This window comes from Dyadobacter sp. (assembly GCF_039919315.1).
Classification (GTDB): Bacteria; Bacteroidota; Bacteroidia; order Cytophagales; family Spirosomataceae; genus Dyadobacter.
Genome location: NZ_JBDSFX010000003.1, coordinates 18,907 through 30,612, shown reverse-complemented (window position 1 = coordinate 30,612; position 11,706 = coordinate 18,907). Strand labels below are relative to the sequence as shown.

11 protein-coding genes are annotated in these 11,706 nt (G+C 45.1%); 8 read left to right on the top strand and 3 right to left on the bottom strand.

Annotated features, from left to right (window positions below; genetic code table 11):
• Positions 1 to 106 precede the first annotated feature (106 nt).
• Complete coding sequence (locus ABIO93_RS01815) at positions 107 to 532, bottom strand: hypothetical protein (RefSeq protein ID WP_348063796.1); 426 nt, start codon at positions 530 to 532, stop codon at positions 107 to 109.
• A gap of 211 nt (positions 533 to 743) precedes the next feature.
• Here ABIO93_RS01815 and ABIO93_RS01810 point away from each other — a divergent pair, with 211 nt between their 5' ends.
• Both ABIO93_RS01810 and ABIO93_RS01805 read left to right on the top strand, forming a co-directional pair.
• Positions 744 to 1,046: an SCP2 sterol-binding domain-containing protein gene (locus ABIO93_RS01810; protein WP_348063794.1), complete on the top strand. Its 303-nt coding sequence runs from the start codon at positions 744 to 746 to the stop codon at positions 1,044 to 1,046.
• A 69-nt stretch (positions 1,047 to 1,115) separates the two neighbouring features.
• On the top strand, positions 1,116 to 2,567 hold the full coding sequence (locus ABIO93_RS01805) for a Gfo/Idh/MocA family oxidoreductase (protein ID WP_348063792.1): 1,452 nt from the start codon (positions 1,116 to 1,118) through the stop codon (positions 2,565 to 2,567).
• Positions 2,568 to 2,627: 60 nt separating this feature from the next.
• On the opposite strand, the gene ABIO93_RS01800 is transcribed toward ABIO93_RS01805, so the two are convergent.
• Positions 2,628 to 3,347, bottom strand: coding sequence for a pyridoxine 5'-phosphate synthase (locus ABIO93_RS01800; protein ID WP_348063790.1), 720 nt, complete (start codon positions 3,345 to 3,347; stop codon positions 2,628 to 2,630).
• A gap of 231 nt (positions 3,348 to 3,578) precedes the next feature.
• Between ABIO93_RS01800 and ABIO93_RS01795 the strand changes: the two genes are divergently transcribed.
• The 6 genes from ABIO93_RS01795 to nadB all read left to right on the top strand — a co-directional run bounded on the left by ABIO93_RS01795 (position 3,579) and on the right by nadB (position 10,021).
• Positions 3,579 to 4,028: a GatB/YqeY domain-containing protein gene (locus tag ABIO93_RS01795; RefSeq protein ID WP_348063788.1), complete on the top strand. Its 450-nt coding sequence runs from the start codon at positions 3,579 to 3,581 to the stop codon at positions 4,026 to 4,028.
• Positions 4,025 to 4,558, top strand: coding sequence for a CvpA family protein (locus ABIO93_RS01790; RefSeq protein WP_348063786.1), 534 nt, complete (start codon positions 4,025 to 4,027; stop codon positions 4,556 to 4,558). The genes ABIO93_RS01795 and ABIO93_RS01790 overlap by 4 nt, the downstream gene beginning before the upstream one ends.
• Positions 4,559 to 4,660: 102 nt before the next feature.
• Positions 4,661 to 5,713 (top strand): 23S rRNA (adenine(2503)-C(2))-methyltransferase RlmN, encoded by a 1,053-nt coding sequence (gene rlmN, locus ABIO93_RS01785; RefSeq protein ID WP_348063784.1) that lies wholly within the window; start codon positions 4,661 to 4,663, stop codon positions 5,711 to 5,713.
• A gap of 92 nt (positions 5,714 to 5,805) precedes the next feature.
• Positions 5,806 to 7,227 carry an inorganic phosphate transporter gene (locus ABIO93_RS01780; RefSeq protein WP_348063782.1) on the top strand — a complete coding sequence of 474 codons (1,422 nt, stop codon included), beginning with the start codon at positions 5,806 to 5,808 and terminating at the stop codon, positions 7,225 to 7,227.
• 153 nt (positions 7,228 to 7,380) lie between these two features.
• Positions 7,381 to 8,376 carry a quinolinate synthase NadA gene (nadA, locus tag ABIO93_RS01775; RefSeq protein ID WP_348063780.1) on the top strand — a complete coding sequence of 332 codons (996 nt, stop codon included), beginning with the start codon at positions 7,381 to 7,383 and terminating at the stop codon, positions 8,374 to 8,376.
• Between the two features lie 70 nt (positions 8,377 to 8,446).
• Positions 8,447 to 10,021, top strand: coding sequence for an L-aspartate oxidase (nadB, locus tag ABIO93_RS01770; protein WP_348063778.1), 1,575 nt, complete (start codon positions 8,447 to 8,449; stop codon positions 10,019 to 10,021).
• On the opposite strand, the gene ABIO93_RS01765 is transcribed toward nadB, so the two are convergent.
• A complete protein-coding gene (locus ABIO93_RS01765) occupies positions 10,018 to 11,367 on the bottom strand; it encodes a vanadium-dependent haloperoxidase (RefSeq protein WP_348063774.1) in 1,350 nt (449 codons plus the stop codon). The genes nadB and ABIO93_RS01765 overlap by 4 nt on opposite strands.
• Between the last annotated feature and the right edge of the window lie 339 nt (positions 11,368 to 11,706).

Sequence of the window (11,706 nt, the reverse complement as noted above, 5' to 3'; positions counted from 1 at the left end):
CAAAATAAAATCTTTTCTTCATGGAATGCAAGACCTTATAATTCAATTTGCAATAATTGACAAGAGAAGCAGCGAAAGAGCGTGCAATAATGTGGCCCAAAAAGGCTTACTGCATGTGTTTCAGATTGAAAGCGTACATAATAATCATAAAAATGCTTAGAAACACGCCAGCCATCGCAGTGATAACGCCCAGCCAGCCGCCTATCATGATCAATGGTGCCAGAAAAGCGACCGCCATACCTCCCAAATAAAGATAAAAACCCTTTTTTTCGAGGTTCCACATCAGATAGGCAGCATATAGGGAAAGAGATTCGAAGATGAGCATGATGATCGCCCCTGTCTTAATGGAATCAGCGGTAGTTTGTTCAATAACCGCTTCAAACATGGCATCCATCGTCTTGGTATCTGCGGTAGGAGATTGCTGGTCCAGTTTTTCGCGAACACCTTCAAAGGTTTCTCTGGTTTTGTCGGCCATGACTCCTGGGTTCCATAACCTTTCGGATTGGGTCCAAAGTCCTGAAACGGCGCTCATAAAAGTAAGGAAACACAATATGGTAAGAAACGTTGGGCGATTCACGGGTGCACTCATTTGCTAAAAAATAACTCAGCAGATTTTTCTGATGAAGGATGTAAAATTTGTGGTTTTAGATGAAAACACCAAAGGCATTTGAATATTCTTGTAAGGGGACATACATTTGTCATTTTAGTCCAAAAATCAGAACAACGTAAAAAACGGTAATACTATGAGCCTTCAAATCCTGACTGACCGCATTAAAAATATACTAGGCACCGATAGCGGCCTGGGCGCAACCGCCAAATTTAAGACGGAAGAAGGCAGTGTCTTTGTAGACGGAAAAACCGTGCCAAATTCTGTTTCCAATGAAGATGTAGAAGCGGATTGCACCTTCGAAGTATCCACTAAAAATGCATTAAAACTGCTTGACGGCGACCTGAATGCCATGATGGCCCTGATGACTGGAAAATTGAAAATAGACGGTGATATGGGTGTGGCCATGAAAATCGCTGAAACTTTTGGGGGCAAATAGTAGTCTTTGAAAATGGCCGTCTTTTCCTGGTGAACCGGTTAAACTTTCACCAACGAATTTTGCAACCACATGGAAAATCAGGAAGAGGTTTCTAGTAAGGATATCAAACGCAGGGATTTTATAAAAGCGGGGGCATTGGCCGCGAGCAGCTTTATGATCGTGCCCCGTCACGTGCTGGGCAAAGGGTTTATACCGCCCAGCGATAAGCTGAACATTGCGGCAGTAGGCTGTGGTGGCAAGGCTGATACGAATATCCGAATGGCTTATAACAATGGTGCCGAGAACTTTGTAGCGTTATGCGACGTGGACGACCGGCAGTCTGAGAAATATAGAAAGCAGTTTCCTAATTCGCCCTATTATAAGGATTACAGGAAGATGTTTGAAAAGGAGGCCAAAAATATAGATGCGGTGTTTGTCACCACGCCGGATCATATGCATTTTCCCATTGCCATGGCAGCCATTGAACTCGGCAAGCATGTATATGTCGAAAAGCCGCTGACGAAGGACATTTGGGAAGCGAGAAATTTGACATTGGCCGCCAAAAAGTACAAGGTAGTGACCCAAATGGGTAACCAGGGCAGCAGCAGCGATGGTACCCGGCAAACAGAAGCATTAGTTCAGTCCGGTGTAATCGGCGATGTTCATACGATTGAAGTGTGGACGGACCGCCCGGTTTGGCCGCAAGGTGTGAAATCACCCAAAGATAAAGGAGAATCGCAGCCAATTCCTGCCGGTGTGGATTGGGATTTATGGCTTGGTACCGCTCCCAAACGCGACTATCATGAGGCGTATATGCCTTTCAGATGGCGCGGTTACTGGGATTTTGGCACCGGGGCGCTGGGGGATATGGGTTGCCATTTTATAGATGTGCCGTTCCGGGCGATGAAATTGGGATATCCTACTTCGGTTGAATGTAGCGTAGGGTCAGTTTACGCTGACTTTTTTCAGCAAGCGTTTTTCGATGATGTATGCCCGCCTTCTGCCAACATACATTTAAAGTTCGCCTCCAAAACTCCGGGAAAAGAAATAAGTTTTAATTGGTACGACGGAGGCATGCGTCCGCAATTGCCCGACGGCTGTGATTATAAAAGGGTGTTTGGCAAGGTGGACGGCGGAATGCTTTTTATTGGTACCAAGGGAATACTGAGTGCTGAGATGTTTGGTGAAAACCCAACATTGTGGCCTGAGAAGAAATTTGAAACAGTAAGAATAGCTACGAAGCCCCGCGCACTGGTACCGGGAAGTTGGGAAGGTCACCAACAGCAATTTGTTCAGGCTTGTAAAAAAGGTTACGGCGCTTACACGAGTTCGTCTTTCGACCAATCGGGGCCATTAACTGAAATTGTACTGATGGGTAATCTGGCGGTGAGATCCTATTTGTACCGAGAGAGTAAGGCTGATGGGAAAGGTGTGAATTTTCCTGGGAGACAAAAATTGATTTGGGATGGGGCTAATATGAAGATTACTAATTTTGATATGGCCAATCAATTTGTTAAAAGGGAATACCGGACAGGGTGGTAACAAAACGAGGAAGACTTGCCAAGTCTTTAAGACTTGGCAAGTCTTCCTTCTTCCGTCTTACTACAACTCCAGTTCCCTCAAATACATCTGAATCGTATTCTCCAAACCAAGGTACAAGGCATCAGAGATCAATGCATGCCCGATCGAAACCTCATCCATCCAGGGGATGCTTTGTTTCAAAAAATGAAGGTTATCCAGGCTCAGGTCGTGGCCGGCATTTAAACCCAGTCCAACTTCTTTTGCCTTTTCGGCGGCACGGATAAAGGGTAGTACGGCCTTTTGTCTATTATCAAAGTAACCAGCCGCGTAAGGTTCCGTATAAAGTTCGACGCGATCAGCGCCGCATACTTTCGCTCCTTCCACCATATTTTCATCTGGATCTACGAAAACCGAAACCCGGATACCAGCAGATTTGAATATTTGTACAAGATCAATAAGCTCACTCCTGTTTTTGACCGTATCCCACCCCGCATTGGAAGTGATCGCATGCAATGCATCCGGTACCAATGTTACCTGTTCGGGTTTGTTGGCCAAAACCAGTTCGACAAACTTTTTTTCGGAAGGATTACCCTCAATGTTAAACTCGGTAGTAACCACTTCTTTGAGATCAAACACATCCTGGTAGCGAATGTGCCGCTCGTCGGGGCGTGGATGTACCGTAATTCCTTGGGCTCCAAACCGCTCGCAATCCAGCGCCACTTTCAAAACATTGGGATTGTCGCCTCCGCGTGAATTCCTGAGCGTGGCGATTTTGTTGATGTTAACGCTAAGACGGGTCATTTTTTAATTTTGAATGAGTGAATGACTGAATGATTGAATGATTGAATGTGCGGGTGCTGCTGCGCTGAGTATTTGAAAGAATGATTGAATGGCTTAATAGGCACAATTTATGAGGATTCATCTAACTTTGCAGCCCGAATGGTAAATTTAAAATTCTCAATACAAAATTTAGCCATTCACTCATTCAGTCATCGCACCGGCGACCCGGTCAAAATTCAAAATTAAAAACATATGTCACTAAAAACCCAAGTCGAATCAGGCATTAAAGATGCTATGCGGGCCAAAGATCAGGATACATTACGTGCATTGCGCGCTATCAAATCACTCATACTGCTGGACGAAACAAAAGGCGGCGGAACCGGCGAACTGACTGCGGATGACGAACTTAAACTGTTGACCAAAGCTGCCAAACAACGCCGGGAATCTGCTGATATCTACAAAGCTCAAAATCGTCCGGACCTTTTGGAAAAAGAAGAAGCAGAGCTAACTGTGATCGAACAATTCCTTCCAAAACAATTGACCGAAGACGAGGTGAAAGCCAAGTTACAGGAAATTATTGCGCGCGTGGGAGCGACCGGACCCGGAGACATGGGCAAAGTAATGGGCGTTGCCACCAAAGAATTAGCAGGACAGGCCGACGGCAGAGTGGTTTCCACATTAGTGAAGGGATTATTGGCATGAAGTTATTGGATGTACTCATCCTCATTCCCCTGCTTTGGGGAGCATTACATGGTTACCGCAAAGGCCTATTGATTGAAATCATTGGTATTGCGGGTCTTGTGGTAGCCATGATATTAGGTTTCAAGTTTCTGGGATTGGGTATGGAAATCCTGACCCCTTATTTCAGTGATGGTACGGCCAGGAAAATCCTTCCTTACATCGGATTTTCTGCGATATTCTTCCCTACGATTTTTCTGCTGAACCAATTTGGCTACATGATCCGAAGATCGCTGCGATATTCGATTTTGGGCACATTCGATAGTTTTGCCGGCGCAATGGTCGGCATATTTACCTGGGTTTTCGGGATCAGTGTTTTTTTCTGGCTGGTAAATGCGATCGGGGTGAAGATCCCGGCTCACCGAACAGATGATACCTATCTTTATCCATTGGTCGTGCCCATCGCCCCCAATGTCATTACCAAAGCATTGTCGCTCATGCCGGACGGTACCGAGTTGATCCGCGAGTGGAAAAGGGATTATCTGGACAAATGAACTTTCAAAATCCGCACACGGTTAAGCTTTCATTGTTGAGTTTCAGTACCTTTGCGAATAGATCGGTTGAATACCAGGCGTATTTGACATATAAAAGAAAAAATGACGGAATTACAGAATAAGCAGGACATTCGGAAATTAAGCATCGAGCAGATCAAAACCTGGATGACTAACCACGGAGAGAAGGCTTTCAGGGCAAAACAGATTCACGAATGGATCTGGAAAAAATCCGCCCATTCATTTGATGAAATGACCAACTTGTCGCTGGCCACACGCCAGTTGATGAACGATAACTTCCTGATTCATTCAATGGGCGTCGCCAAGCAACAGCAAAGCAACGACGGTACCATTAAGTCAGCATTCAAACTTTTCGACGGAAATCTGGTAGAAGGCGTTCTAATTCCTGCTACCGACCGGATGACAGCCTGTGTCAGCAGCCAGGTAGGATGCTCGCTCACCTGCAAATTCTGCGCGACGGGCTATATGGACCGCAAACGCAACCTGGAAGCAGGGGAGATTTACGATCAGGTAGTGGCCATCGCACGTCAGGCCGAGGCTAGTTTCAGTGCACCATTGACCAATATCGTTTACATGGGAATGGGCGAGCCGTTGCTCAATTATGCGAATGTGCTGCAATCCATTGAACACATTACTTCACCCGAGGGATTGAATATGTCGCCCAAGCGTATCACGGTTTCCACTGCCGGTATCGCCAAAATGATCAAAAAACTGGGTGACGACGAGGTTCGGTTTCGTCTAGCGCTCTCTTTGCACGCCGCTAATGATGAGAAAAGGAACCAGATCATGCCCATCAATGAGTCCAACACACTGGACAACCTGGCCGAGGCCCTGAATTATTTTTACAAAAAGACAGGCAACCGCATTACCTTCGAATACATTGTTTTCAATAATTTCAATGATACTTTGCAGGATGCGAAAGAGCTTTGGGAATTCACCAAACGCGTTCCAGCCCGGGTCAACATCATTGAGTACAATCCTATCGCAGAAGCCGATTTTAAAAATACGGAGGCTGATCGTCTTGATAAATTTGCTGCATATCTGGAAGACAGAGGGGTTTCAGTGCACGTGCGCCGCAGCAGAGGTAAGGATATCGATGCGGCTTGTGGCCAGTTGGCGAACAAAGAAACTGCATAAAAGTCATCATGGCTTAACAATTTGTTAATATTGCAACGATGAAGAATAAGTAGTTTTGCGAAGCTTTTTTAATAAACTTATATACTCCTTTTATGTTTGGTCTTGAAACCGACATTTTTCTCCTCCTCGCTTTCAGTATTTTAGCGGCCTGTGCATTCGAATTTGTAAATGGTTTTCACGATACCGCCAATGCAGTTGCCACAGTAATTTATACCAATTCATTAAAACCAAATGTGGCTGTGATCTGGTCAGGTTTTATGAACTTCTGTGGTGTGTTTTTGGGTGGTATCGCCGTTGCAATGGGTATTGTTAACCTTTTACCCGTAGAGTTGCTCATTGATCAGAATGTTTACCATAGTGCGGCTATGGTGTTTTCATTGCTTTTTAGCGCGATTATCTGGAACCTGGGAACCTGGTATTTCGGACTTCCCAGTTCAAGTTCACATACATTGATTGGCTCCATTCTGGGAGTAGGGCTGGCATTTACATTCATGCCCGAAAATTCACAAGGTGCCGGTGTTAACTGGGCCAAAGCGCAGGAACTGTTCACCTCGCTGCTTACTTCCCCGATTTTTGGTTTTGCACTGGCGATCATCATCATGTTTATCCTTCGCAGGATGCTTTCGAAACCATTGCGTGAAATTGTTTTCAGCGAGCCAAAGAAAAATACAGCACCTCCGATCTGGATCAGAGCCATTCTCATTACAACTTGTACGCTGGTAAGTTTCTTCCACGGTTCTAATGATGGTCAAAAAGGAGTAGGGCTTGTTATGCTCATCCTGATCGGAATTGTGCCGGCACATTTTGCATTGGATAACAGTATCAATCCGGCGGACATGAAATCTGACCTGATCGGCATAGAAACAGCGGTCAACAGCATTGACTCAAGCAGACTATCGGTATCGGACAGGCAACATTTGTATACAATTAAAACTGAAATAGATACACTGGATGCTCAGATCAGCAAACCTCTGGTAGATAAAAAGCTTCCATTGGAAGACAGAATGAACGCACGTCGCTCATTGCTACTGATCAGCCGTAACCTCAAAACGATACTGGATAACGGACAGGCCAACCTGAATGTTACCGATAAAGCATTTTTGAAAGAACAATCTTCCAGCGAAAAGGGCATTCGGAGATATACCGATTATGCTCCTGACTGGGTTATTTTAATGATCTCACTTTCGCTGGGCCTTGGTACCATGGTAGGTTGGAAAAGGATTGTGGTGACGATCGGTGAAAAAATTGGTAAGCAACACCTTACTTACGCCCAAGGTGCTTCTGCTGAATTGGTTGCAGCCAGTACCATTGGTGTTTCATCCTATCTGGGACTTCCTGTAAGTACTACCCACGTACTTTCCTCCGGTATCGCAGGCTCAATGGTAGCGAGCAAAGGCGTTAAAAACTTGCAGGGCGGTACCATCCGGAACATTGTGATTGCCTGGATATTGACATTGCCTGTTACGATGGTACTGTCAGGTACACTTTACGTATTCTTCCGCTGGATTTTATAATTATTAGAATATCAAATTGCTCAAAGCCGCAGGGATTATTCTCTGCGGCTTTTGATTTATAGCTGCGTGCCGCACTTTCTTTGCTTTTCATTGGTTTAATATCGTAATTCGGCACGGATTTTTATGACTAACTAAAAGCCAATATTCACCAGAATGACAACTATTGAAGAGCAGGTAAACCGTTACGGATATGTAACTGAAACGATCGCTGAGGATATTGATCTAATTGCCGAAATAAATCGGTTAAAGAAAGAAAAGAATGCAGTGATTCTCGCCCATTACTATGTGAACGAGCAAATTCAGGACCTGGCGGATTACATTGGTGACAGTCTAGGGCTTTCGCAGCAAGCTGCCGCGACTGAGGCGGATATGATCATTTTTTGCGGGGTGCATTTTATGGGGGAAACGGCAAAGATCCTTAGTCCCAATAAAAAAGTGATTATTCCGGACCTTAATGCAGGTTGTTCCCTAGCTGATTCAGCTCCTGCGGATAAATTTGCTGCATTCAAAGCCCAGTATCCCGATCATATTGTAATCAGCTACATTAACTGTTCGGCTGAAATCAAAGCATTGACGGACATCGTTTGTACTTCATCCAATGCATTGCAGATCGTTGATAGTCTTCCCAAAGATCAGAAGATCATTTTCGCACCTGACGCCAATCTGGGTAGGTATGTGGCGCATAAAACCGGACGAGAAATGGTGCTATGGGACGGCGCTTGTATCGTCCACATTGATATATCAAGAGAAAAACTGAAACAATTGCGCGAAGAAAACCCGGACGCATTGCTCATTGCACACCCGGAATGCAAAGAGGATATCCTGATGCAGTCGGATTTCGTAAGTTCTACTACCGGTCTTTTGAAGTTTGTAAAAGAATCGGAACACCAAAAATTCATTGTAGCGACGGAGGCCGGTATTCTGCATAAAATGAAGCAGTCGGTTCCTCACAAAAAGCTGATCCCAGCGCCTGGTTCTGACAACAATACCTGTGCTTGTTCCGAATGTCCGTACATGAAAATGAACACGCTCGAAAAAGTGTACAATGCGCTTTATTATGAGCAGCCAGAGATATTTGTCCCTGAGGATATCAGACTAAAAGCATACGAATCAGTCGCAAGAATGCTGGAACTGAGCAAAGGAATATAGTTAAGCGTCTAAAATCGACACCGCCCCAAAAGCTGACAGCCGAGTGCCGATGTCAATAAATATAAATAAAATGCCCCAATTTGATTTTCTGATTATTGGTTCCGGGATTGCCGGACTTAGCTACGCTGCTAAACTGGCCCGGCACTTTGATGAATTGAAGCAGGAGATTTCCATTGCTGTCATCACCAAAGTACAAGCCGATGAAACCAACACCAAGTATGCCCAGGGTGGTATAGCGGTAGTTTGGGCAGAATCAGATTCATTTGAAAAGCATATCCAGGATACGATGGATGCGGGCGACGAGGTCAACAAGCGCAATATCGTGGAGATAGTCGTGCGGGAAGCCCCCCAGCGCATTCAGGAACTAATCGATTACGGCACTCGATTTGACAAAGAGAAGGGAGGAGAATATGATCTGGCGAAAGAAGGCGGGCATTCTGATCACCGCATTTTACATTTCAAAGACATTACCGGGGCCGAGATCGAGCGGGCATTGCTCGAAGAGGTCAACAGACACAAAAGCATTCAGATCTTTACGCATTACTACGCAGTTGAACTGATCACGCAACACCATTTGGGGCAAACAGTTTATCGCTACCAGGAGGATATCAAGTGTTTTGGCGCTTATGTGCTGAACAGGCAAACCGGAGAAGTAGAGAAATTTCTTGCCAAAACGACCATGCTCGCAACCGGAGGCATTGGGAATATTTACCAAAGTACCACCAATCCTACCATTGCAACCGGTGATGGTATCGCAATGGCTTATCGTGCCAAAGGGATCTGTGATAATATGGAGTTCATTCAATTCCATCCCACCAGTTTCTACCAGCCAGGGCAAAAGCCTTCATTCCTGATCTCGGAAGCTGTAAGAGGTTTCGGAGGAGTTTTGAAAAGGGCCGATGGAAGTACATTCATGGAAAACTACGATGATAGGCTGTCGCTGGCCCCCCGCGATATCGTTGCCAGGGCGATTGACTCAGAAATGAAGAAAAACGGGGTCGACCACGTATACCTGGACGTTCGCCATTGTGATTATGAAAAATTCCTGGAACACTTTCCTAACATTACCGAGTACTGCCTGCAACAGGGAATTGATGTGCGAAAGGATATGATTCCCGTCGTGCCTGCGCAACATTATATGTGCGGGGGTGTGAGGGTCAATGAATGGGGGAAAACCAACATTAACTTCCTGTACGCGGTAGGGGAATGTTCCTGTACCGGCCTGCACGGGTCGAACCGCCTGGCGTCGAATTCGCTGCTGGAAGCTGTTGTTTTCGGACATCGCGCCTATGAAAGTACGATCGCCGATTTTGAAGCATCCCGGACACCCGAGAACATTCCTGAATGGGATGATTCCGGTACTACACACCCGGAAGAGCAAGTACTGGTGACGGAAATGACGCGCGAGCTCAATAGCATCATGTCCAATTACGTAGGTATCGTTCGTACCGATCGAAGGATGAAAAGAGCGTACGATCGTTTGGAATTGCTGCATGACGAGCATGAGCAGCTTTACCGGGAATCGAAAGTGTCGGTGGCTATTTGTGAGCTGCGGAATATGATTTCAGTATCTTACCTGATCATTAAAATGGCAATGGCCCGTCGCGAAAACATTGGGCTGCATTACAATTCGGATCACGTTTAATTTTGGGCGACGGTGTTCCTGTTTTTTCGGGTTACCGCTCGTTTCCAGACATTTTCTCCGATTTTCTCTCCGAGATAGGTCCCTTCTTCCACACCATCACGGTAGTGAATGCCACCGTATACACGGCTGATGGAGGCGTCCCAGTAAGCCTCTTTAAATGATTTAAATGATTTCACACCCCGGCCGTATTTCTTTTCGGTCGTGTCTGTGAAAGCCACATTAGATCCGATCAGGTGGGTGAGCACGGTTCCGCAAGCCGCGGATATGGAACTATGCCCGCTCACATATTCTGGAAATGCGGGTGTTTCAAGGAATGGACGCCAGTTGGGATCCCAGTTATTATTAATGACCGTTTCAGGGCGGATACGCACAGTCCTGTATTTTTCGTCCCAGCAAGCGACAAATGCATCAAAAATAGACAACGCACCCAGTGTATACGCTTCCGTTGCCTGCATCAGGTTCAGTTTCTTATCGGTAGTAACCGTTCTGATGATCGCTAGCCAGTGACCGGCGGGTGTCATTTTTTTGTTGGCAAACATAGCATGACCGACTACATTGGTCACGAAAGCATTGTCGTCCCAGAAATATGCGGTGGCCTTTTGCTCATCAGTTAGTTTATTGCCAATGTTGTATACTTCCATAGCCAGCTGCATAAACTTGCTATCCTTGTTGAGGTCATATTTGGCTGGCGGAGGGCAGCGGAATTGCGTAACAGAATCCAATGCGAATGTCCGCACGGTGTTCCACATAGGTTCACAAGCATCCGCGTAGGCGGGTGGCGTGGGTACCCAGGTACCAGGCGAATTTGTAACCGTATAGCGATAACCGCGTATCTCTTTATAATGATCTTTTGAAGCATAAGCGAGTACATGTTTTGCCACTGAATCACCGTATGCTATCGAACGGTTATAAACGTCTTCCGGAATGCCCATATCCTGGTACTTCTCAAATAAGCCTTTCTCGTAGCTATCCCACATGTTACCTGAAAAGGTAAGCGTTCTGCCTACGACACTGAACGCCTTGATGCTGGCCAATGGAAAGCAATACGCCAACGACGAGTCGGGCTTGAGGGGAGCTTTGAATTTTACAAGTTGTCCTCCAAGTGACTGGTATTCAGGATAAGCGGGTATTAATGCTTCGTATGCTGCAAGGAAGGAATATCCATAAATCCTGCTGGCTACGGGTGGCTTAAAGATATCATGTATAATGACATCCGTCAGCTGGGTTGTGGTCTCGTGAAAGAGCTTTGGATCGGCGGCTTTGGCATTATATTCCTCGGGGGATACATTTTTCTTGCATCCATAAAGAGTAATAAGCACTATCAAGGAGAGTAATTGGAATTTCATTCGGTAGGTAAAGTCAAAACGCTTTGGATAATAGTGACGAAGATAAGGAAGAAATAGAATTAGCCCCAAATATGCATAAAAGAATGATTTATTGTAACTTATATATTACATAAAACACTGATTATGCATTGATTAACATTATTTATTGTTATTTTTTTAGAATGCATGTGGAAAAACCGTGAATCCTTTTTTTTGTAAAATATTTAATATCTTTTTGTACAATCAAGCGAGTATATCAGTAGATTTAGTACTTATCGTTCAAAACTCTGTAAATTTTAAATGTAATTGTGTACAATTTACACGGTTTACCCTGCTCGATCATTTGTTCAAAAATCACCT

Coding starts and splice junctions, on each gene's coding strand:
- ABIO93_RS01795 (WP_348063788.1), top strand. CDS start 3,579: ATGTCACTAAAAACCCAAGTCGAATCAGGCATTAAAGATGCTATGCGG.
- ABIO93_RS01780 (WP_348063782.1), top strand. CDS start 5,806: ATGTTTGGTCTTGAAACCGACATTTTTCTCCTCCTCGCTTTCAGTATT.
- ABIO93_RS01765 (WP_348063774.1), bottom strand. CDS start 11,367: ATGAAATTCCAATTACTCTCCTTGATAGTGCTTATTACTCTTTATGGA.
- nadA (WP_348063780.1), top strand. CDS start 7,381: ATGACAACTATTGAAGAGCAGGTAAACCGTTACGGATATGTAACTGAA.
- ABIO93_RS01810 (WP_348063794.1), top strand. CDS start 744: ATGAGCCTTCAAATCCTGACTGACCGCATTAAAAATATACTAGGCACC.
- ABIO93_RS01815 (WP_348063796.1), bottom strand. CDS start 532: ATGAGCGCCGTTTCAGGACTTTGGACCCAATCCGAAAGGTTATGGAAC.
- ABIO93_RS01800 (WP_348063790.1), bottom strand. CDS start 3,347: ATGACCCGTCTTAGCGTTAACATCAACAAAATCGCCACGCTCAGGAAT.
- nadB (WP_348063778.1), top strand. CDS start 8,447: ATGCCCCAATTTGATTTTCTGATTATTGGTTCCGGGATTGCCGGACTT.
- rlmN (WP_348063784.1), top strand. CDS start 4,661: ATGACGGAATTACAGAATAAGCAGGACATTCGGAAATTAAGCATCGAG.
- ABIO93_RS01790 (WP_348063786.1), top strand. CDS start 4,025: ATGAAGTTATTGGATGTACTCATCCTCATTCCCCTGCTTTGGGGAGCA.
- ABIO93_RS01805 (WP_348063792.1), top strand. CDS start 1,116: ATGGAAAATCAGGAAGAGGTTTCTAGTAAGGATATCAAACGCAGGGAT.